This is a genomic window from Desulfoferrobacter suflitae (assembly GCF_022603395.1).
GTDB classification, from domain to species: Bacteria; Desulfobacterota; Syntrophobacteria; order Syntrophobacterales; family Syntrophobacteraceae; genus Desulfoferrobacter; species Desulfoferrobacter suflitae.
This window is the reverse complement of the sequence record NZ_JAIBKA010000005.1, coordinates 196,337-218,774: the sequence shown is the minus strand read 5'-3', so window position 1 is coordinate 218,774 and position 22,438 is coordinate 196,337. Positions and strand designations below refer to the sequence as shown.

The window sequence follows — 22,438 nt, the reverse complement described above, 5'->3', positions numbered from 1 at the left end:
AGGAATTTCCATTGACCATAACACCCCACAATTTTGCGGTCAGCCTGTATGCTCCTTTGCGCGCCGGAGGCCCCAAGATTTGGGCCTGCAACCTGGCGCGGGAGCTGGAGAAAAACGGCGTTGGTGCAGCGGTCAAGGACACTCTCAGGGATTATTTCCGGGAACCGTTGGACCGCTTCATCGTACATTCCAGCCTGCCGTTTGTCAGCCGCCCGCGTTCGCGGAAGTATGTTCTGACGATCCACGGAGATTTTAGAAGTGAAGCCAATCCGTGGGGGAAATTCTATCCTCTTGCCATAAGGAGAGCCACCGTCACCACCGTTCCGAACAATTTTCTCAAAGAAACCCTGGGACTTGGGGCCGCTTGTGTTGTGGAAAACGGGATTGAACGGCCGACGTTCATCAAACAAGACTTCCGATTGGGAACTCTCCCTCGGTTGGGCCTATTGTCCAATTTCAACTTCAGGCAAAAGGCTGAAGGGATATTGGAGCTGGCCAGGATCGCCAGGAACATCTCCTTTCGAGGACAGGTAGTGATTGGGGGAGACGGGAAACTGTTCACCGAGTATGTCGGCAAGGCGAAGGAAATTTTTCCCGAGACCGTATTCCTTGGTTTTGTCCCAAAAGAAGAGTTTTTTGAGCAGATCGATATCTTTTGTTACTACTCGCAGCAAGACGTCCAACCCATAGCTTTGCTGGATGCAATGGCAAGCGGTTTGCCCGTGTTGACCAACGGTGTCGGAGGCATCCCTGAAATTGTCCCGGCTGAACTGCTGGCAAATAATCATCGCACTTATGGCGAGAAATTGGAGCAATTGCTTGCCGCCCCGGCATCCCGAATAGCCAATTCTGAACTGGCCCGCAAGGCTGCAGCGCCATTCTTTTTCGACCGAGTGGTGCAGAAATGGATTTCAATCTACCAAAATGTCTAACCGACCCAAAATCATCATCCTCAGGTCCAACCCCGTCGATCCCGACCCGAGAGTTGAAAAAGAGGCGGCCGCTCTCTGTTCCATGGCAGATGTCCTGATTCTTGCCCGCGACCGGACGGGTCGGAGCAGACCTGAGGAAACCATGCCTTTCGGGAGAGTCAAGAGAGTTTTATTGCCCGGAGCGGACAGTCCGATTGTCTTGACGATTACTCTACTGATATGGTGGGTGTACCTGTTTGGTTATCTCTTGTTTCACCCATTCCACATCGTTCATGCATGCGATTTTGACACCTATCCGCCCGCCCTTCTGGCAGCCAGGCTCAAGCGTCGTCAAGTGGTCTACGACATTTTTGATTTTTACGCGGACACATTTGCGCAGAATTCCACCATCCATGGACTTGTCTCCCGCATCGACAAGACGCTTATCGGCCTGGCCGATCTGGTGATTCTGGTGGACCGAGTTCGAATGGCTCAGATCAGGCCGGCAAAGCCCAAGAATGTTCTCTATCTGTACAACATTCCAAATGTTGAGGTGACTGCAGCAGGAGCGGTGGACCCTAATTACTTCTTCTATGCCGGCATGCTCTCCCGGGAGAGAATGATCGAGGCTCTTCTCAACGTATTTGCACGCCATCCCGCGTGGACTCTTGAGCTGGCCGGCTGGGGACCACTCGAACGGCTGATCGTGGACCATTGCCAAGCTTTTTCGAACATCCGCTTTGCGGGAAGAATTGAGTACAGGAAAGTCATCGAGAACGAGCAGAAGTCACTGCTCATTCTCGCTTTTTACGATCCGGCGATTGCCAATCACAGGTTCGCCAGTCCCAACAAATTGTTCGAAGCCATAACGCTCGAAAAACCTATCATTTCCAATGTCGGCACCAGCATGGCTGACTTTATCCAAGCGCACCGCATAGGTGAACTGATCAGCTACGGAGACGAACGACAGCTGGAGAAAGCCCTGGTTCTCCTCCAACAGGATGCTCGTCGCTACCACGAGTATTGTAGAAATTGCCGCAACTTGGCTCGAAGTGAATTCAACTGGCCATGCATGGCCGACCGGCTGGTTTCGAGCTATCGATCATTAATGAGATGAAAATCTTCGATGAAAATACTTCAGCTGATTTATGAAAGCTTTGGAAGTCCTTTTGGGTTTGGTGGCGCGGGAGTAAGAGCCTACGAGCTGTATGAGCGCCTGGCTCGCAAGCACGAGATCACGTTGCTGTGCATGAAATACCCGGGGGCAAGGGACGGAATCATCAAAGGCTTGCAGCATCGGTTTGTGGGAATCGAGCACCCCGGTCTCATCAAAAGTGTTGCCGCATATACTTTTCGGGCGGCACAATACCTCAGCAGTGAGGCACATCGCTACAGTATTGTCGTGGAAAACTTTTTGCCGGCCACCCCTTTTTTCAGTATGCTTTTTACCCACCGGCCCGTTGTGCTGCAAATGCAGGGTCTCATGGGGGTCCATGCCCACCAGAAATTTCCCGCCTACCTGAGTTTGCCGATGCATCTCGTGGAAAATCTTTATCCAAGGCTCTTCAGCAACTTCATTTTTGTGACCGGACTGCATAGCCTCAAGGGACCGTTCAATTCATGCAGGCACGCGGTCATCCCCAATGGAATTGATGCCAGGCTATTGGATGTTGCCGTCAGGGAAGACGACTATATCCTCTTTTTCAGTCGCATCGACTCCTATACCAAAGGCCTGGATCTCCTGTTGCGAGCTTTTGGCTCAGTGGCGGACAGATTCCCTCGGACCAGGCTGGTGCTCGCCGGGCACGAGGCAACTCGAGTGGATGATCTGCTGGCTCTCATTCCCTGCCGATTGAGGAAAAGGGTGCTTTATGCCGGCTTTGTTACAGGCCGGCAAAGGACAAGGCTGCTGGCTGACGCCAAATTATTCGTGCTGCCCTCCCGGCATGAGGCGCACCCTGTGAGTCTTATGGAAGCCCATGCCTGCTGCAAACCGGTTATTGTGAGCGACATTCCCGAGCTGCAGTACGTGACGCGTGAAGGGCTGGGGCTGGCTTTTGCGAGGGGATCCGCCGACGATTTAGCCAGGAAAATTTGCTCGGCAATGGAAGACCCGGGACTGAGAAAAGTATTTGGGGAGAGGGGAAGGAAATACGCGTCCAACTTCACCTGGGATGACCTTGCCCGGCAATTTGACTCATTTCTGTCGAGCATTGTCCGTGAAACGGAGGCAGGCCACGATGGTTGAGGATTTTGAGGTCACTTTGTACACTCGGCCGGGCCGTTTCTGAATAGGTGATTTGAACCGCTTGGCACCTGCAGCACCAGGGTGTTTTGCGCGGGATGGTGTGGGTTCGCCGGACCGGTTCAGGGAATATCCAGGAAGGCCCTGGCCAGAAATGCCGCCATTTGATCGCGACTGACCAAGTCCGCCGGGCAATAATCGGTTGTCGTGCAGCCAGTGGTGACCCCCAGCTCCTTTAATCGCTGAATGTATGCAAAGGCCCAGTGACCTGCGGGTACATCAGAAAAATAAGGGTGGGGAGAACAGGTAGGATCATTTCCCTCAATGGCTCGGATTAGAAAAGAGGCCATTTGCTCTCGAGTGACCAGATCCTCGGGGCCGTACCGGCCGTCCGGGTAGCCGGTGGTGATCTCCAGCTCTCGCAGTCTCTGAATGTATCCAAAAGCCCAAGAGCTGGATGTGACGTCGGAAAAGTATGGATCCGAAGAGCTCGCGAAATCTTCACCGTCCATTGCTCTGACAATGAAAACGGCCATCTGAGCTCGGGTCACCGGTTCTCCGGGACAGTAACGGGCCGCATCGCAGCCTTTGGTGATGCCCGAATAGAATAGGGAACGCAGATACTTGTCCGCCCAATCCTCGGGTGCCACATCGGCAAAAATCTGCATGAATTCGTCTGCGCCCATATCATAGGCTGCCGCCCAGGGTCTCGATTCCCCGTCAATGTCGTGGGCGGGAGCGCCCGTTGGGGTAGCGACATCAATGCAGGGAGAATCGGCGGACAAATGGTAATCCTCCCCACCCAAAAATTGCGGATCCGCGCTTATGTTGCCGTTGCCCGGATAACCGCCCTGCACGTTCGAAAAGGAAACGGCGGGTTGAGCACCATCGGAACTGATTTGAACGGGATCATTTCCCCACAGGATTGCATTGGTCACGAGCGCGGTCGCATGGTCGCGCAGGCAGATTCCTGCTCCGTCCTGGCCGGCGGTTGTCACCAGAGCGTTGGCATTGTATGCGATGGTACAGTTGACAACCGTTGGCGACGAATCTTCCCGGCAGTAAAGACCTCCTCCGTGTCCCGGAGTGTAGCTTCCGCTGTCAGGTTGCAGCCATCCGATGGCCAGGTTGTTGGCAATGACGCTGTTCACAATGGTTGGCGACGACCCGCTGCGGCAGCCTATGCCGCCGCCGCGGCCCTGGCTGCCTGGAGCTCCAACGGCCAGGTTGCCGATTATGGTGCACTTGGAAATGGTGGGCGAAGAGTGTCGGCAGTACATGCCGCCGCCCCGCCCGGGATCATCGATTTCATCACCCGAAGCCATATTTTCAGCGATCAGGCAGTTTTCTATGGTGGGCTGGGATGCTGCTGCGTAAGAACTGGTGTAAATGCCTCCCCCCCGGCCGCTCCCCGGCAGGGCTGCAGCGGCCACGGCCAGGTTCCCGATAATTCGGCAGCTTCTGATCACTGCGAAAGAGTTCCTCAGATATACCCCCCCGCCATGACCTCCGCCGCCTGCCGTGTTTTCTCGTATCAAACAATCTTCCACGATGGCCCCTGACTGATCCAGGTAGATGCCACCGCCGCCGGAATCGTCTCCTTCCTGGCGAAGTGCATTGTTTTCCGCAATGATGCAGTTTCTTATTGTGGGCGAGGCAAGCCTGCAGTAAATACCGCCGCCGCGGGGGGAGGATCCGCCGGTGAGGGTCAAGCCTTCCAGAGTGGAACTATGACCTTCGTTGTTGACGAAACTGAACACCGGCCTGGAGTGATCCCGCCCATAAACGATACAGTGCCGTGGACCGTTTTCGGACCGGACCGTCACTGCTTTTCCTTTGAATTCTACATTCTCGGAATAGGTTCCATCCTTGACGATGATTGTGTCGCCCTGGGAGGCCGCATCCACAGCTCCTTGAATGAGAGCAAAGTCATCCGGCACATGGATCTCCACACCGGCTGCTACAGGAGCATGGTAAAGTGCCACGACCATGCTGAAAAGAACGGCGGTCTCCCAAAAGCAGCAGTGTCGCTGAGTCTTCGTCCTGGATCTTCTCCCCGGTTCCATCATGCCTGTTTTCCTGCGCCTCAATCTGTCGTCGAAGTTTTCAAAGACCGTGTACCTTGCGGAAGACCGCAACTGGAAAATTTTCGGTGAGAGAGTCTCGATGCTAGGTTTGCAGTTTGGCGTCCATGGTGATTTGAGCCTTGAAAAGGCGTGAGACCGGGCAGTTTTCTTTGGCATTGAGGGCGGCCTTATGGAACGCTCCCTCGGCAGCGCCGGGTATTTTGGCAGAAACATCGAGGTGGATCTTGGTTATGGCGAAACCCTGCTCGACCTTCTCCAACGTAACCGTTGCCGTTGTGTTGATGCTCTCCGGTGTCAAGCCCGCCTCGCCCAGCTGAGCCGCAAGGGCCATCGAGAAGCAGCCCGCATGGGCGGCGCCGATCAGTTCCTCCGGATTGGTGCCTTTGCCCTCCTCAAATCGAGTTTTGAAGGAGTACTGGGTTGCGTTCAAAACCTGGCTTTGGGTCGAGATCGTGCCCTTGCCGTCCTTGAGACTTCCCTGCCAATGTGCAGAAGCTTTGCGATTCATAACATTTCCTCCTTGTTGACATGCCAATTGTCATTAAAAAACGTGAACCGCACCGGGAAATATTCTAAGGAGACTTGGGCGGAATACAAGGGTTTGCAGTATACAAACTGCACAGGAGCAATCGTAACTGCTGCACGTCGGCCGAAGGAGAGCCTGCCCGCAGTTGCCGTGCGTTTTTCTTCAGCTTCCTCGACTCCGGCTGATCTGATTGATAAGCCGCCAGGTTTGAACCAGCTCGTCATCCAGTGCATCTGCCAGCACCCATTCCAGTTCTGCGCCGGCAAACATTGCCAGGCAAACCTGTTCCAGGTGAGAGGAATAGTATTTTTTGAGACCGCTGCGCAGGTTCGAAAGACCTATTATGGTGCGCACCGGCTCCTGGAAAATCGCTCCGCTCGCCAGCATTCTCACTGTCTTGACCGCCTCTGACACGCGCAAGTGTGCATCGTGCCAGCTGAGATTGGGCAGCAGGGGATCAAAAATGAGGTCGTCCGGTTCCATGCCTGCCTCCAGGGCGATTTGCCGCAACTGGATGGCCAGGGCGAGTTTCTCTTCCATGCCGGCGGGAGAGACGGAGTTTTCATCCAGCAGCAGCACAATCAATTGAGTTTTGTGTTGGACCGCCAGGGGAAGAATTTCCGCTATTCTATGGTCTTCCAGCGTCAGACCGTTGAGTACAGGGGGCTTGGAGCATAGTTCCAGGCCTCTCGCCAGAATCCGGGCATGGGGGCTGTCCAGGATCATTCCCATACTGGTCGCTTCCTGGGTTGCTTCGACCATAAAGGCCATACGGTCTTCGTGGCGTGGCGCCAAAAAAACCGGGGTTCAGGTCGATCCAGCGCGCCCCCCTTTGTTCACAGCGAAGCGCCAGGTCCTGCAAGGGGCCGGCATCCAGTTTCTTCAAAGCGTTGGATACCGTCGGGTTAAGCACATGCAGATTGTCTGCGGCGAGCAACATCGTCAGTGAAGAATCTGGCTCAGGAAAAGCTTGCTTCGATCGTGCCCGGGATTGTTGAAAAATTCCTCAGGACTGTTCTGCTCAAGAATTTGACCATAATCCATGAACAGCACACGGTGCGCAACACTCCTGGCAAAACCCATCTCATGCGATACCACGAGCATGGTCATTCCTTCCTGGGCGAGATCAATCATAACATCCAGCACTTCCTTGACCATCTCCGGATCAAGTGCACTGGTCGGCTCATCAAACAGCATCACTTTGGGCTTCATGCACAGGCTGCGGGCAATAGCCACACGCTGCTGCTGCCCTCCCGAAAGCTGTCCCGGATACTTGTGCGCCTGCTCGGCGATGTGCACCTTCTCCAAATAATACATGGCGATCTCTTCGGCTTCAGCGCGGGCCGTTTTGCGCACCCAGATGGGGCCCAAAGTCAAATTTTCCAGGATCGTCAAGTGTGGAAAGAGATTGAAATGTTGAAAAACCATCCCCACTTCCGTTCTAATTTTCTCGATGTTTTTTATGTCCTTGGTCAACTCAATATTATCCACGACAATCTTGCCGCGCTGATGCTCTTCAAGACGGTTAATGCAGCGGATGAGGGTGGATTTGCCCGATCCGGAAGGGCCGCAGATCACAATCCGTTCTCCCCGGTTGACCTGCAGGTTGATGTCTTTGAGCACATGAAAGTCGCCGAACCATTTATGCAACCCGACGATTTCTATGATTGTCTCCGAGGCTGATGCGGTTGATTGAACCATGAAATGAGTTTCCTTTTAAACGCGACGACTCGTTGGGAGAACCACGAGCCCCACGGTTTGAACGCAAATTACTTACATGGGTGACCCGTATGGAGCGCTCTCAGGTGCGCAGCTCATCTTCCAGCCGGCGGCTGAAATTGGACATCGAAAAGCAACCCGCAAAGTAAACCAGAGAGATGAAGAGATAAGCCTCTGCACTGAAACCCATCCACTCGGGGTTGGACAGGGTGACCTGGGTCGTTTTCAGCAAATCGAACAAACCGATGATGACAACCAGGGAAGTGTCCTTAAAGGCCGAGATTAAAATGCTTACCGTTGGCGGTATAACGATCTTGAGGGCCTGAGGCAGGATGATGAGCCGCATCTTTTGATAATAATCGAGCCCCAGCGATTCTGCAGCTTCGTACTGCCCTTTGGGAATAGCCTGTAAGCCTCCGCGAACCACTTCGGCGATGTAGGCCGCAGTGAAAAGAATGATCGCTACCTGTGCGCGCAATATTTTGTCCACCGTGATCCCTTCGGGCAGAAACAAGGGAAACATAACCGAAGCCATGAACAGCAGACTGATCAGGGGCACCCCGCGGATGAGCTCGATGTAGATTACACTGAGCATCTTTATGGCGGGCAATTGGGAGCGGCGCCCGAGCGCGAGCAGCACACCGAGCGGATAGGCCGCTGTGAGGCCGAATATAGCGAGCAGCAGAGTCAGGATAATGCCGCTCCATTTGGTCGTTTCCACCACGGGCAGTCCGAAGATGCCGCCCCGCATGATGAATCCCATGACGGCCAGCCCTAGCGGCCAGGCGACCAACAATTTCCGATTCCAATGGCGTCTCTCGCGGCTGTAAAGCAGGAACCCGATGAGCAAAACGATGGCGACGGCAGGCCGCCACTGTTGTTCGTAGGGATAGAAGCCGAACAGAATAAAGCGCAAATTCTGTGTAACCACCGACCAGCAGGCCCCCTCCGCCACCTTGCACTGTGCTCCATTGGTGAACCAGACGCCCCCCAGGAAAGCCCATTTGATGAAGGGCGGCACAGTCTTATAGAGGCACAACAAGATCAAGAGGGTCAGAAAGGAATTGAATGGGGTGTTGAACAGGTTGGTCTTGATCCACCCGAGAGCACCAACGTCGCTCGCAGGCGGTTTAAGATCAACGCTGCCGACGGTTTCTGCTGACTTTTCCATGGCGCTATCTCTCGACCAGTGCCTTCTTCTTGTTGTACCAGTTCATGTAAGCCGAAGTCGCCAGGCTGAAAAAGAGATAAACGATCATGATCATCAGTACCCCTTCAATAGCCTGGCCGGTCTGATTGATGGTGGTGTTGGCGACCGAGACAAAGTCCGGATAGCCGATGGCTACCGCGAGGGAGCTGTTCTTCGTCAGGTTCAGCATCTGGCTGGTCAGCGGTGGAATGATGACCCTCAAGGCCTGCGGCAAGATAATGAGGGTGAGCACCAGCCCCGGCCGTAACCCAAGGCTCATCGCCGCCTCGGTTTGACCGCGGGAGATGGCCTGGATACCTGCCCGAACGATCTCAGCCACAAACGCCGAGGTATACAGTACCAGTCCAAGCAGCAAGGCGGCAAATTCGGGGCTGACGGAGATACCCCCTGCAAAGTTAAAGCCTCGCAGGTGCGGCATATTCATGTGTGTTGGAGCACCTCCCGTTGTCCATACCACGAGAGGAAAGGCGACAATCATGGCAAAAGCAACGGGCAGAGCCGGGAATCTCTTCCCGGTTTTATCCTGGCGTTTTTTAGCCCAGCGGCGCATCAACCAGCTCGCTGCCAAAGCCGCCAAAAGAGCAGCTCCCATCCAGGGATAAACCGGATCGGAAGCCGGCACGGGAAAATAAAAGCCGCGGTTGTTGACAAACACCCCGGGCAACGGATTGAAGGACTGTCTCGGCAAGGGCAGGGAATCATGGAAAATAGCGTACCAGAAGAAGAGTTGCAGGAGCACCGGGATATTCTGCAACACTTCGATGTATGCGGCTGCCAGTCGTGATACCAGCCAATTGGTTGAAAGGCGGGCAATGCCGACAATGATTCCCAGAAAAACAGTGAGCACGATACCGGCAAAAGCCACCCGCAACGTGTTCAAAACTCCAACGAACAGCGCTCTTGCATAGGTGTTGGCAGCGGAATAGCTGATCATCGACTCACCTATGGCAAAGCCCGCCTCTCGCTGGAGAAAGCCAAAACCCGTTGCAATGGATTGGCGGCGCAGGTTGGCCTGGGTATTGCTGAAAATGTAGTACCCGGCAAGGAATACCAACACCAGGGCAACCGCCTGGTAGACAACGGAACGTTTGGCGGGGTCATGCCAAAAGGGTATGCCGGCGGAATGCGTCAATTGTGAGGGATCTTTGGGGTCCGGCGTCACCGCACTCAAAACCTGTTCTCTACTCTCGGGGAATCTTGAAGAATCACCGTCTCAGGTGCCGTCCCCCCTCTCCGATGAGCCGTTCGCGGCCCGTTCGGAGAAGGGGGGCCCATAGAGACAGAATAGCCTGTACCGCTCCCATCGGCGATTCCGTTCATCATCAGCCGACATGGCGGAATTGCGCCGGAATGACGCTTGCCCCCAGGCGCTTGGCACGAATCGCCAAAGTCAGGCTGCCGTCACGCGGCGATTATTTGAAAGGTGGAGAATACATGAGACCGCCGTCTTTCCACTGAGCATTCAGTCCGCGCTCGATCTTCAGTTTGCTCTCCATGCCCACATTGCGTTCAAAAACTTCAGCGTAATTGCCCACCTTCTTGACGATATTGTAGGCCCATTTCTCGTCCAGGCCAAGCGCTTTGCCATTGCCCGGATTCTCGCCGAGAAAGCGTTTCACATTGGGATCTTCGTTTTTCAGCATCTCATCCACATTCTTGGAGCTTATGCCGAGATCCTCGGCATTGATCATGGCCAACACAGAGAAATCTACAATGTCGCGCCACTGGTCATCGCCGTGCCGCACTGCCGGCGCGAGGGGCTCCTTGGAAATGATTTCCGGCAGCACCACATAGTCCTCCGGGTTGGGAGCCACCGCGCGGATGCCGGCGAGTTGGGAAGCATCTGAGGTCAGCACATCGCAGCGTCCGGAAAAGAACGCTTGATTCAGCTCGGTGTTTTGCTCGATGACGACCGGCTTCATCTCCATCTTATTGGCCCTGAAATAATCCGCCACATTCTGTTCCGTGGTTGTTCCGGGCAGCACGCAAACGCTCGCCCCGTTGAGCTCGGTAGCACTCTTGATGCCCAGTTTCCTGGGAACCAGGAAGCCCTGCCCATCGTAATAGTTGACCGTCACGAAGTTCAGCCCCAGGTCCGTCTCGCGGCTTAGAGTGCGGGTGGCATTGCGGCACAGGACATCGATTTCTTTCGACTGCAGGGCCGTAAAGCGCGTCTGGGTGGTCAATGTAACAAATTTGATCTTGTCCGGATCGCCGAAAACAGCCGTCGCGATGGCCCTTCCGGTATCCACGTCCAGCCCCCTCCAGACTCCCTTCTCGTCAGGCATTCCAAAGCCGTAGAGCGCCCCATTGACACCAACGATCACGTATCCGCGGGCCTTTACGGCATCCAGCGTTTCACCGGCGCCGGCTGCGACAGGAGCCATCAAGAGCAGTGTTACCAGAAGTGTCACAGCAGTAACTTTCATTCTTTTCATGCCATTCTCCTTTTGACCTTGAAGTTGCCTCAATCGGGATCTCGGTTCGATGCTGCGCAATCCCGAGTCTGCCAGGCCGAGGCCCCATGAGGACCTGCGGCATCCTAATGCCTCTTGGGAATACCGGATGGCAACGCGCTCACTCGGTCGTGTCGCACTCGCTGAAGTGTCATCAGGGCAGCTGCTTCAGCTCTTTGGCAGCGAGTTGCGCTTGGGGCGTGCCGGGATAGCTTTCCGCGATACGTTCATAAAGAATTCTCGCTGCTGTGGCGTCTCCGAGTTTTTGAAAGGAGCCCGCCTGTTTAAGCAGTGCCGACGGAACCTTATTGCCTTTGGGGTACCGATCCAACAGCTGTTGATAGCTTTCTATCGCTTCTTTGTAACTCTTTTCCGAATAATACGCCTCTCCTATGAGGAACAGTGCATTGTCCGCCAGGTCGGATTTGGGATATTTGTCGACGAAGTTTTTCGCTTCTTTTCTTGCCTCCAAAAATTTGCCCTGCTGATAAAGTTGCAGTGCATTGTCATACATGGCCTTCTCAGGATTTTTCTCTTCCTTGATAACAATCTTGGGAGTTGCAGCAGGCTCGGTGGCCGCTGATGGGGCGGCGGCGTAGGACGGGCCAGGGGCGGCACTGGATGAAGGAGGCGCAGCGGCAGGTGCAGCCGTCCCCAGCCTGCTGATCTGCCGTTGTTGCTCTTCGAGCTGGCCGGTGAGACTGCCGATTTTTACCTGCAACTCTTCCATGCGTGCGTAAAGATCCGCTTTCTGTTCCGTTCCTTGCATGCCCTGAACCTGATTTTCCAGCTTTTGTACCCGGTCGAACAATATATTGATGCTCTGTTGCAGATTGGCCGTCTCCTGGGGCGTGGCACAGCCCCAACAGAGAGTCGCGGCCAGCAGGAGTAGACAAATCTGTCCTGTCCTCTGGTGGTATTTGCGCTTCATGGGCATCCATCCTTTCATCTGGGCGTCGGGGACATACCTGGTCGCCGAAAGATTTTCGGAAGAGCCGCAAAGGCCTGCGTTAGTAATTGATCACAAAATGATCTCTACGGTTTCTTGCCCAGGCCTCCTCATTCTGCCCCATGGCTATCGGCCGCTCTTCTCCATAGCTGATTGTAGTCATGCGCTGTGCTTCAATTCCCAGGTTATTCAGGTACTGGTAGGCACTATGGGCGCGCTTCTCTCCCAAAGCGAGATTGTATTCGCTGGTTCCACGGTCATCGCAATGCCCTTCGATATGGATCCTCACTTTAGGGTAGCGTTTCAGGAATTCGGCTTTGCTGGCCAGAACCGCCTTGGCGTCCTCGGTGAGGACATAAGCGTCGAATCCAAAATAAATATCTTGATTTTCAAATACTTGTGCCTTTTCCTGAAATTCTATTCGCTCGGGCTCACTATAGAGTCCCAATTCGCGCCATTTCGCTTCATCCGCCGGAATACTTTCGCCGGATATCCCCGCGGTCCCCTCACCCGCCGGGCCCGCTCCCGGTTCCACCGGGACAGCCTTCTTGGAGCATGCTCCCAGGCCCATGAGCCAAACAAACAGCAACACCATGCCGGTAAAACTGACAGTACGCCATCTCATCATCTGTGCCCTCCTCGGTTGTTCAAGTTATTATAATTTTTGTAGGATTTAATCAACTCAAAGCCTATCGCAACCGCTCCCCCCGTGCCGCTTTCCAAAAGCTGATTTTCGGTGGGTAAAGCAGCCCCTGTTCGCGGGCCTAGCGCGTGCCCAGACGGGGTGACCATTCCGGCATTTCCTGGCTGCCCCCGAGATTGGTGAGACGCCTTACGCCGGTACCATTCATCAGCAGCACCCAAATGGAGGAATTTCCCTGGCGTGTTGAACTGAAGGCCAGCATGCGCCCATCCGGCGACCAGGTGGGTGATTCATTATCCCCTTCGCCGTGGGTGAGCTGGCGTACCTGACTTCCGTCGGGACGGATTACGAAGATGTTGTGACGTCCTCCGGATAAGCCGCTGTATGCGATCCAATCCCCCTTCGGTGACCAGGCCGGCGAGGTATTGTAGTCACCGCTGAAGGTAATGCGCTGTCGGTTGCCGCTGCCCAGATCAAGCACATACACCTGGGGCTTGCCGGTTTCGCTCGAAACATACGCCAGTTTAGTGCCGTCCGGCGACCAGCTTGGCGAGACATTGATCGAGTAACTTTGAACAAGCTTGCGGATCACCGCACCCGTTGACGACACCAAATAGATGTCCGGATTGCCGTCTTTGGAGAGAGTAACCGCTAGATCCTGGCTGTTTGGCCGCCAGGCGGGTGACATATTCAGCCCCGGATACCCACAAAGCAGGTGCTGAGCCCCGCTCAGGAGGTTCGTAATAAAAATCTTGGGTCCCCCTTCCTTGTAGCTCACATAGGCCAGCCGGCTTCCGTCGGAGCTCCAGGCGGGCCCCAGTGCCAGGCTGTCATCGCGGGTCACCTGCACAGGATTGCTGCCGTCAAAGTCGATCAGGTAGATTTCTTTATTCTCGCCCTGAGCTTGCACGAAGGCGATCCTGGTGCCGAACGCTCCCCGCTCCCCCGTTAGAGCCAGCAGGATTTCATCGGCGAATCGATGTATCATGGCACGCCAGTCCTGGGTCGGCCCTTCATACACCTTGCCGATTATCATGCGGTCTGCGACCACGTCGAACAGGCGCATCTCCATTTTCAGTGAAGAACCCTGTACCTGGTAAGCTCCCCTCACCAGGAATTCGGCACCCAATCTGCGCCATTCACTGAATTGAATGTCGCTTTGAGTCAGACCTATCTCCTGGGAATTCTGCAGAAATCCGCGCGGATCGAGCGCTCGGAAGATCCCGGAATAGTCCAGATCATCCGCCAGGGTCTTGGCCGTCTGAGCGGCCAGTTCCGTTTGGGCCGGCGTCAGATACTTGAAGTCGGGAATAGCAATCGGCAATCTCTCAAAGCTCGGCTGTGTGATGTCTATGTAAACGGTCTGAGCATGAGCGTGTGCGACGGGATACAAGAATGCCAGAAGAACCAGTATGGTGCTCATTGTGACGCGGGGAATTGCGTATCTACCTTTCATTCGCTCACTACTTCCTTTCAGTTCATACCAGTCGGCCACGCCCGGGAGGATCTCCGAACATGCCGGATCAGCGTCGTTCCTACACAAGGCGTGATCCAGGGGACCGCGTGATTGCCGCACTCCGGCGCCTGCTCCGGATTTCGATTTGGGACTCGTCGGAAGGTCTGAAAAGCATCCCCATGCAACCTTCGGACAGACCCCCTATAAATCCTCGGGTTTGAAACGAACCCCGATTTGTTCTTCGGGTGGACTGTAGATGGCAGGGAAGGGAGGCAAAGGATCGGCCTTCTTCACCGCTCTCTCGACGGACTCGTCATACATTGCATTGCCGGACTTTTTTTCAAACCTAATAGTCAAAATTTTGCCGTCACGCCTGACCGTTACTACCAGCACCGCCTCCAGGTCCTTGTCCTGCAAAAAATCGGGCAGAACCCATTTGCTCCGGATTGCATTCCATACCTCGGTGTAATAAAGGCGCCGAGCCAGTCCGACTTGCGCTCCCCCGGCATTCGCCTGGCTGGACCCATTGGCGCTCCCTTGTGCAGTGCCGGCAGTATCGCTACTGCCACTACCGGATGACCCTTCACCGCCACCGGCCTCCTGCGAGGGTTTCTCTGCAGGGGAAGAAGCGGCGGCTTCCTGTGAAGTATCCACTGCCGGGCTTGGAGGAGCGGCGGTTTTCGGTTTCTTGGTCAGTTTTTCAAGATCCTTTTCCAATGACTTGGAGGGAGCAGCCTTGCTTTCCAGCTTTGGCAAATCGGCGGCTTCCATTTTCTTCAAACCGCTTGCGGACTTGCGGGGAGAATCGTCGAACCGCAGACGCTTAACCGGGACCAGCGGCGAAGAGGAGGAGGATGTTGTTCGCGCGGCGCTGGCCTTCGGCGGGCTGCTTTTGGCTTCCCGGCTCCTGGCCTGTGAGGTTTTTCCTCCCTTCAAGGGCGGTGCAGCCGGTCCCTTCAATTCGTCCATGGTGACCAGGTCTACGGTATAAAAGGAGATCGGCGTTGTCTTGCGGGGCATCAGCTGAGGCAAGAACAACGCCAAAAATACAATTGCCGCGTGTGCCAGAAGAGACAATCCAATGGCTATCGACAGATCGCCTCCAGACAATTTGCGGGGTGCCAGAGACAAAGCTTCCATGAGACAAATCCTTCAAGGTCTTTCCATGGCTGCATTTTCCGCATTGGGCAACGCTGCGCGCCAGCGGGTAGATCGCATCGTCACTTTTCGGTCAAATCACCCGTCGTCAGGCCGGTGAGCGGTTCCGTAACCATGCCAATCTGGTCTATTCCGGCCTCGCGTATCGTTCCCATAACCCTGACGACAAAGCCATAGGGCAGGCTTTCGTCCGCTCGTAAAAAAACACCCTGTTGGCCCTGCTGGTTTTGATAGATTGCCGCAATTTTCGGCCCCAGTGATTCCAGGTCGACTGCATAATCGTCGATGTAAACCTTGCGGTCCTTGGAAACGGTGACCATAAGCCGTTCTTTCTCTGAAGGAATGGCCGGTGCCGCCGTCTCGGGCAATTTGACGTCGATCCCCTGGGTCATCAGGGGTGCCGTCACCATGAATATGATGAGCAGCACCAGCATGACATCGACAAACGGAGTCACGTTGATTTCACTGACCATCCTGCTTCTCGAATGGGTACCGTTCACTTGCATAGTGACTTCACTCCTGAACCACGAGCCGCTGACCGATGTGCATTTCCTCCTGCCTGGTGCGCCGCATCATATCGCGCTTGAGAATGTTGAGAAAATCAGCGGCGAAGTGGTTCATCTCACTTTCCAGCGAACGAATTCGATTGGAGAAGTGATTGTAGGCAACTACAGCGGGAATGGCGGCTGCCAGACCCATGGCGGTGGCCACCAGGGCTTCCGAAATCCCCGGCGCAACCACGGCGAGATTGGCTGCCCCCTTCAATCCAATCTCCTGAAAGCTGCTCATGATTCCCCAGACCGTTCCAAACAGACCGATGAAAGGTGCAGTGCTGCCGGTGGTGGCGAGCAGCGGCAAAAATCGATCGAAGCGCTGAGACTCGGACATGATGCTTCCCTGCATTGCCCTGTCCACATTTTCCAGAAGCATCTCAGGATTCATGCGAGCGTCCTGCAGGTTCCTTGCTTCCAGGGATTTGCTCAAACGGTTCAGTTCAGCGTAGCCCACCCGGAATACTTGAGCGAGATGGCTGTCCTCGAGGAGTTGCACATCGCGATAGAGCACCCCGTAGTTCTTGCGTTGTCGAAACAGCTCGATAAATTGGTCGGATTCCCTGCGCGCTCTGCGCAGCAACCGTACCTTCAGCGCGATAACGCACCAGCAGCCGATTGACAGGACCAGCAAGGCGATCAAAACAAATTTTACCATGGGCCCTGCATGGCCGATCATATCCAGCACGCCGTTTCCGCCCCGTTGATAGGGAGCGCCTACTGACTCGACGGCAGCGTGGGCCAGGGGCAATAAACCGTTCAGCATGACTTTGTTTCCTCAGATCCCAGTTGATCTAACTCCTCAATGATTGCCGGCAGTGCCTTCCCGGCGGGTTCCGCTATGTGCAAATCACTCAGGTGAAAAGAAAGTTCCGTTTGATCGGGGTTGATCTCAAGCAAATAAGCGCCCCCGCGCTTGGCTGATGTGGGTAAGAATGACGCCGGGGCAACGCTTGCAGAAGTTCCGATGATCAACATCATGTCACAGTTCTCTGCCGCCAGCATGGCTTCCCCATGGGCTGTCGCGGGAATACTTTCTCCGAAAAAAACGAAGTCCGGCCGCAATGGGAGCCCACACCGGCAACACGGGGGCATGACCGCCAGCAGCACATCCTTGCGGCTGTATCGCTTGCCGCATGAATCGCAGCGAAGCGAGCGATTGTGGCCGTGAAATTCGATCACGTTCACACTTCCCGCCCGCTGATGCAAACTGTCCACATTCTGAGTGATGACGGTTTTCAGTAAACCGCGCTTTTCCAGATCAGCCAGGGCAAAATGAGCCGGGTTTGGATCGGCACCCAGCAGCAACCCATCCATTTCCAGGAGCATCTGCCAAACCCTCTGCGGATTCCTTCTGAACGATTCGATGTGCCCGTATTCCATTGGGTCGTACTTTGACCAAAGTCCTCCGGGACTTCTGAAGTCCGGGATGCCGCTTTCTACAGAAATTCCGGCACCGGTAAGAGCGATCAAATGACGGCTGCGCGCGATACGTTCCGCTGCGATCTTGTATAGAGTCATCATGCCACCAAAAAACTATTGAATTATTAACATGTTAGAAAACATCCGGATGCTAGTTCCAGCGACCGCCGTTGTCAAGACAATTCATTGGGCCGCGAGTCACTTGATTATCTTGAGAACCTGCCCAATTTGGATGCTGTTCTTCGTCATTTTATTCCACGTCTTAATGTCCTTTAAAGTGACGTTGTAGCGCTTGGCTACGCCGATCAGGGTTTCGCCGCGTTTCACTTTATGCTGAATGACCTTTTGCCTGGGCTCTCTGGGTGGTTCATACAATGGTTTCAGCGCAGCCACCCGCTCTTGCAGACCCGTTCCTTTGCCTTCAGGGACCTTCAATGCATAGGTACCTGCAGGAATTCTGTCCGATTTGAAGGCAGGATTGAGTATCTTAAATTTCCGGTAGGTGGTACCCACCGCTTCTGCAACCGACTGAATCGATACTGCATTGGCAAAATTGATCGTCACCTGGTCGACCGCAAGCTCAGGGTAGCCGGCTCCCTCGGGAAACATGTAACCGTAGCGTTCGGGATGACTCAGAACCTCCTTGATGGCAACGATCCTCAAAATGTATCTTTCGGTTTCCAGCGGCAGTTTCAGCGAATAATAATCGGCCACTTTTTGATTGCCCATCTCCCGTTTGACTCGTCCTTCCCCGCAGTTATAGGCGGCAATGGCGAGAGTCCAGTTGTCAAACATGCCGTACAGGTCTTTCAGGTAATTGAAGGCACTTTGCGTGGCCATCTCGAAGTCATGCCGTTCATCGATGTGGGTAGACTGGGCCAGACCATATCGCAGGCCGGTACTTGAGATGAATTGCCAGGGTCCGGCAGCACCTGCCGGAGAATGGGCGGTGTAGAGCAGATCACTCTCGGCAACGGCAACCCACTTGAGATCGTCGGGCAGATTCTGTGCAGCAAGCTGCCGTTCAATCCATGGAAAGTAACGTTCCATGCGTTTCAGCCACAGATAGACTTGCGCATGGCCGTAAACCACAATGGCAAACTCCCGGTCCAAGCGTTCGCGCACGTCGGGACGATGCAGGGGGACGGGTTCTCCACACAGATTCGCATGTTCTGGAGGTTCGTAATAAGGAACAATCATCGGTGGTGCGGTCAAACCGGACGTCGCATCGGTTCGGGCAGCAGTCTGAAAACATCCCCCGCTCAAAAAAAATACGAGTGTCGCCAGAGCAACCTTCTGCTGCAATTTATGGATTCTCATAGATTTCCCCCCAACGAAAAAACCTGCATATACGAACTGACCCAACACCCCAGAGGCGGTGAAGACAAGCCGGGAACCACCGGGCTGCTGTCCGCCGTCCGCAGCCCGGTCGGATTTTAGAACGTTCACCGGCAGATCTCGAGCTCACTGAAAAAGTAGGCTATTTCCGTTGCTGCAGTTGCCGGGCTGTCGGATCCATGGACCACGTTCTTTTCAATATCGGTAGCAAAATCATGGCGGATGGTTCCCTCGGCAGCCTCCTTATAATTAGTGGCGCCCATCAGATCGCGATTCTTTTGAATGACGTCCCCGCCCTCAAGCACCATCACGACCACCGGCCCGGAAGACATGAAATCGGTCAAGCTTTCGAAAAAGGGTCTTTCCTGGTGTACCTTATAAAATCCCATTGCTTGCTGTTTGGTCAACCGTAACATTTTCATGGCAGCGATTCTAATTCCGGCTTTTTCGAAGCGCTTGACCACTTCCCCTATCAGATTTCTTTGCACGCCGTCCGGTTTGATGATGGACAATGTCCTTTCCATTAAAAGCTCCTTATACTTGTTAATCTTCAAGCTAACATAGGTGGAGGTTATCTTCCCGTTGCAGACGTCCGTCTGGAGACTGTCCGAGAATCGGGCCGGCAGCCTGCCCGGTCCTTCGCAAGAATCGCGGTGCGGATTTCGGGCAAGGCGCAGGCATCCCGGAATGCAGCACATCCCTGGATTTCTGCCGCCTTGGCGGCATTGTTTGGGAATGATGTCGAACCAGCATTGTTAATCAGACTCCTATGGGCAAGGTGTGCATTACCCTGGAAAAATTATCCGCAAACTCGCTCTCCACATAAAGATGGAATTGAGGTGATGGCGGGGACTGCCTTGCAGTCCCCGCCATCAATCTAGCAAACAAACGAAAATAAACACAACTCAGAGAACTAACTCAAGCCCAAATTTTGCGATTTTGTCGGGCCAGACCTGTATTATCATGCCTCTTCAATACCCCCTTGGCGTTAATGGGGAAGCATGACGGATGCTTAGGGGGGGAGATCAGCAAAATCGAGACAGGGGAATATGGGTTTGAGGCCGGTGGTCTCATCCGGCAGGTGTTGTCGCCGGGTATTTTGGGGATGTCTGGTGCCTGGATATGGTGGGCTTGCTGTCTCAAGCTGCCTGACTTGGCGCGTAAAACTCTTCAATTCATTTCATTTATTCTTGTGACATTCGCCGCACATGAGCGGTCCGCCCGGAGTTCCTCTGGCCAGCAATTGGTCGTGGCAGGATTTGCACTGCATGTGGAAGGCTTTCTGGAGAGGCACCGGGTTCTTGCCGGGATTGCCGGTATGACAGTCGGAACAGGGCTGTCCTTCCGAACCCAGATTGTTTCCATAGTTATCAAGGTCATGGTGGCACCGCAGGCATTCAATAACCGCTGCATGCTGCTCGTGGGTAAACTGAACGAACGGTCGCTGGTGAATTCCCAGTTCTTCACTATTCAGCTCTATCATTTCGTCTTGAGAAACAACAGGAGACACGAATAGAAAAATCAACATCAGAGCACACGCAAAACCTCTAGCACACCTCATGGGTCGTCCCCCTCCAGCAATGTCTCTGCAACCGCCGCGGATCGCGTGTCTTCTCATCAGTGCCCGCCGCCCTGCACAGAGTCGTTCAGTTCAGTTCCCCCGGCCGGTTCGGGATGATCGTTACTCATCATCACCCGCTTCTTCTTCGTCCACTGGCTGGAACTTTTCCGGAACAATCATAATTTCCGTAATGATTTCCTTAAAGCTCAACACTCTGACGTTCAGATCATATTCTTTATTCAGGTCATTGACCTGATCGAAACAATTATGGCACGGGGTGATCACTATTTTGGCCCCTGTATTGCGTATCTGCTCGGCCTTGACCCGTCCGGAAAGCATCCTGCGCTTTTTAAATTCAGGGCCCATGGGGATGTATCCTCCTCCACCTCCGCAACAATGGTTGTGCTCTCGGTTGGGACTCATGTCCCTGAAATCTTCTGCCAGAAATTGTATGATCTTGCGGCCTTCCTCCCAAAGGCCGCCATTGCGCGAAACATTGCAGGGATCCTGGTAGGTCACCGGCTCCGTCAAAATTTTGTCGGGATCGATTTTGATTCGCCCGTCCCGCAAATATTCATAGAAAAGTCTTACCGAATGCACTATTTCCACGGGCGGTTTGCCGCCGGTGCACCCGGCAAAATAGGGGCCTTCAAAAGCTGCTGAGCGATAAGCATGTCCGCATTCTGTTATGAGGATTTTCTCCACACCCAGTTGCAGCGCTTTATCGTACATCAGTTTGACGACATGCCCGGCGAGCGCCTTATCCCCGGCGAACATCGCCAGGTTCGTACAATCCCATCCGCTGCTGGGAATTGTCCAATCTTCTTCCGCTACCGTGAATATTTGCGCTGCCATCGCCAAGTCCTGTGGATAGAACATGGGCTCTCGGGCATTGACGGTGTACATGTACTTGGCGCCGGGTTTGTCGATCGGGATTGTCAGGCCGCGAATCTCCTCGGCCGTTTCTTCCGCCATCCATTGACACGTCTCGAGAAAATCCTCAGTGCTCATGCCCATTTGATTTCCGGTCTCGCGGTAGTTCGCCGAAGTCCTCGCCAGTCCTTCGGGTACAATCCCCTGGGAAAAACAAATGGATCTGGCGGTAGCGATTAAAGTGGCAATATCGATTCCAAACGGGCAATACATGGAGCAGCGTTTACAGGTGGTGCATTCCCCCCAGATGATGTCATAGCATTTCTTGAGAAATTCGCGATCGACATTGCCTTTTTTGCGATACATTAATCCCAGCGTGTTCTTGAACTTATAGGCGGGACTGAGGCGTGGATCTCGGTCATTGGCCAGGTAAAAAAAACAACTCTCGGCGCAAAGGCCGCATCGGGAACAAATACTCAACCATGTTTTGATGCGTGCCCCATTGTTTGCTTCCAATAATGTTTTGATCTGCTGCACATCAACAGGCTTGTCGATCGATTCACTCATATTCTATTAAGCTCCTTTTGATGCATGAGCCGTAGAAAATCTTGCACAATCACCTCGCCATCAGCGCCCTGCGAAATCTCACCAGGAACGCGCGCCGCGGCGCTCTCCCATCTCAAATCCGATAAAAGAACGGGAAAAGAACCACAAAAGGACATGGCTCAGTTTGCTGAACGGTATCACCCACAGTAGAATTTCTCCGCATAATATGTGCAAAACGAGCATGAGCCGATACGGTCCCCATTGATGATAAGCCAAAAAACCGGTCAAAAACGGTAACAATGTCATCGTCAGCAGAACATAGTCCCACGCCGTTGTGAGGATCCGAACTTCGGGCCGGACCAGGCGCCTCAAGAATAAGAAAAGTACCGTGACCATCAGCGCGATGGTCAGCGCGTCTGCCACTCTATCGGGCAGAGTCCACAGGCTCCATCCTACCCACTCTTCCAGCAATAGATTGTGCGCCGAGAGAAATATGGGAACTGCAAACAGGCAGACATGGAACAGGAAGAAAGCAAACGTGAAAATCGGTTGCTTGCGCATGGAAACGCTCCCCCAGGGTATGATCCAGTGTCCTATGGAGCGCCACGCCCAGCTCCAGTTCATGTGGTTGTAAAAAACCTTGTCCCTTTCTCTGCTTAACCCATAAAGATAAAAGATGCGGCACATCAATCCTCCTGCAAAAACAGCAAGAGTCACCCAAAGGGCCGGTCCTATAAGAAAAGTGTATAAACCATCCATAGTGATGTGATCCCTCCTTTGGCAGAAT

Annotated in this window: 22 protein-coding genes; 3 read left to right on the top strand and 19 right to left on the bottom strand. The window is 54.1% G+C overall.

Translation table 11 applies throughout. The features are described from left to right. Positions 1–11: 11 nt before the first annotated feature. From K1V27_RS10720 to K1V27_RS10710, 3 genes are read left to right on the top strand one after another with little or no spacing between them, the layout of a single operon-like run. Positions 12–932: a glycosyltransferase family 4 protein gene (locus tag K1V27_RS10720; protein WP_258929987.1), complete on the top strand. Its 921-nt coding sequence runs from the start codon at positions 12–14 to the stop codon at positions 930–932. Next, entirely contained in the window at positions 925–2,028 is a 1,104-nt protein-coding gene (locus tag K1V27_RS10715; protein ID WP_258929986.1) for a glycosyltransferase family protein, read from the top strand. The genes K1V27_RS10720 and K1V27_RS10715 overlap by 8 nt, the downstream gene beginning before the upstream one ends. Before the next feature lie 9 nt (positions 2,029–2,037). Continuing rightward, a complete protein-coding gene (locus K1V27_RS10710) occupies positions 2,038–3,159 on the top strand; it encodes a glycosyltransferase family 4 protein (protein ID WP_258929985.1) in 1,122 nt (373 codons plus the stop codon). A 119-nt stretch (positions 3,160–3,278) separates the two neighbouring features. On the opposite strand, the gene K1V27_RS10705 is transcribed toward K1V27_RS10710, so the two are convergent. The 19 genes from K1V27_RS10705 to tmcC form a co-directional block, all read right to left on the bottom strand. Further along, complete coding sequence (locus K1V27_RS10705; protein WP_258929984.1) at positions 3,279–5,225, bottom strand: S-layer homology domain-containing protein; 1,947 nt, start codon at positions 5,223–5,225, stop codon at positions 3,279–3,281. A gap of 100 nt (positions 5,226–5,325) precedes the next feature. Beyond that, entirely contained in the window at positions 5,326–5,751 is a 426-nt protein-coding gene (locus K1V27_RS10700; protein ID WP_258929983.1) for an OsmC family protein, read from the bottom strand. Between the two features lie 180 nt (positions 5,752–5,931). Beyond that, positions 5,932–6,540, bottom strand: coding sequence for a dihydropteroate synthase (locus K1V27_RS10695; protein WP_258929982.1), 609 nt, complete (start codon positions 6,538–6,540; stop codon positions 5,932–5,934). A gap of 171 nt (positions 6,541–6,711) precedes the next feature. Then, the gene (locus K1V27_RS10690; RefSeq protein ID WP_309574012.1) at positions 6,712–7,470 is read right to left on the bottom strand and encodes an amino acid ABC transporter ATP-binding protein; all 759 of its coding nucleotides are present in this window, start codon (positions 7,468–7,470) and stop codon (positions 6,712–6,714) included. Between the two features lie 100 nt (positions 7,471–7,570). Next, positions 7,571–8,659: an amino acid ABC transporter permease gene (locus K1V27_RS10685; protein ID WP_258929981.1), complete on the bottom strand. Its 1,089-nt coding sequence runs from the start codon at positions 8,657–8,659 to the stop codon at positions 7,571–7,573. Positions 8,660–8,663: 4 nt separating this feature from the next. Further along, positions 8,664–9,860 (bottom strand): amino acid ABC transporter permease, encoded by a 1,197-nt coding sequence (locus K1V27_RS10680; protein ID WP_258930114.1) that lies wholly within the window; start codon positions 9,858–9,860, stop codon positions 8,664–8,666. A 250-nt stretch (positions 9,861–10,110) separates the two neighbouring features. Further along, on the bottom strand, positions 10,111–11,127 hold the full coding sequence (locus K1V27_RS10675) for an amino acid ABC transporter substrate-binding protein (RefSeq protein WP_353740563.1): 1,017 nt from the start codon (positions 11,125–11,127) through the stop codon (positions 10,111–10,113). A 181-nt stretch (positions 11,128–11,308) separates the two neighbouring features. Further along, the gene (ybgF, locus tag K1V27_RS10670) at positions 11,309–12,085 is read right to left on the bottom strand and encodes a tol-pal system protein YbgF (protein ID WP_258929979.1); all 777 of its coding nucleotides are present in this window, start codon (positions 12,083–12,085) and stop codon (positions 11,309–11,311) included. Positions 12,086–12,164: 79 nt separating this feature from the next. Then, a complete protein-coding gene (gene pal, locus K1V27_RS10665; protein WP_258929978.1) occupies positions 12,165–12,731 on the bottom strand; it encodes a peptidoglycan-associated lipoprotein Pal in 567 nt (188 codons plus the stop codon). Positions 12,732–12,867: 136 nt separating this feature from the next. Further along, entirely contained in the window at positions 12,868–14,202 is a 1,335-nt protein-coding gene (gene tolB / locus K1V27_RS10660) for a Tol-Pal system beta propeller repeat protein TolB (protein ID WP_258929977.1), read from the bottom strand. Positions 14,203–14,403: 201 nt separating this feature from the next. Further along, a complete protein-coding gene (gene tolA, locus K1V27_RS10655; protein ID WP_258929976.1) occupies positions 14,404–15,342 on the bottom strand; it encodes a cell envelope integrity protein TolA in 939 nt (312 codons plus the stop codon). Between the two features lie 80 nt (positions 15,343–15,422). Then, entirely contained in the window at positions 15,423–15,866 is a 444-nt protein-coding gene (tolR, locus tag K1V27_RS10650; protein WP_258929975.1) for a protein TolR, read from the bottom strand. Between the two features lie 7 nt (positions 15,867–15,873). After that, the gene (gene tolQ / locus K1V27_RS10645) at positions 15,874–16,677 is read right to left on the bottom strand and encodes a protein TolQ (protein WP_309574011.1); all 804 of its coding nucleotides are present in this window, start codon (positions 16,675–16,677) and stop codon (positions 15,874–15,876) included. Next, positions 16,671–17,432: an SIR2 family NAD-dependent protein deacylase gene (locus K1V27_RS10640; protein ID WP_258929974.1), complete on the bottom strand. Its 762-nt coding sequence runs from the start codon at positions 17,430–17,432 to the stop codon at positions 16,671–16,673. Before K1V27_RS10640 ends, tolQ begins: the two co-directional genes overlap by 7 nt. Positions 17,433–17,531: 99 nt before the next feature. Then, on the bottom strand, positions 17,532–18,653 hold the full coding sequence (locus K1V27_RS10635; protein WP_258929973.1) for a lytic transglycosylase domain-containing protein: 1,122 nt from the start codon (positions 18,651–18,653) through the stop codon (positions 17,532–17,534). A 125-nt stretch (positions 18,654–18,778) separates the two neighbouring features. After that, positions 18,779–19,195: a nucleoside-diphosphate kinase gene (ndk, locus tag K1V27_RS10630; protein ID WP_258929972.1), complete on the bottom strand. Its 417-nt coding sequence runs from the start codon at positions 19,193–19,195 to the stop codon at positions 18,779–18,781. A gap of 656 nt (positions 19,196–19,851) precedes the next feature. Beyond that, positions 19,852–20,154, bottom strand: a complete 303-nt coding sequence (locus K1V27_RS22785; protein WP_353740562.1) for a cytochrome c3 family protein — start codon at positions 20,152–20,154, stop codon at positions 19,852–19,854. Positions 20,155–20,352: 198 nt separating this feature from the next. Next, on the bottom strand, positions 20,353–21,672 hold the full coding sequence (locus tag K1V27_RS10620) for a (Fe-S)-binding protein (protein WP_258929970.1): 1,320 nt from the start codon (positions 21,670–21,672) through the stop codon (positions 20,353–20,355). Positions 21,673–21,750: 78 nt separating this feature from the next. Then, a complete protein-coding gene (gene tmcC / locus K1V27_RS10615) occupies positions 21,751–22,410 on the bottom strand; it encodes a TmcC family electron transfer complex membrane anchor subunit (RefSeq protein WP_258929969.1) in 660 nt (219 codons plus the stop codon). Positions 22,411–22,438: the final 28 nt, after the last annotated feature.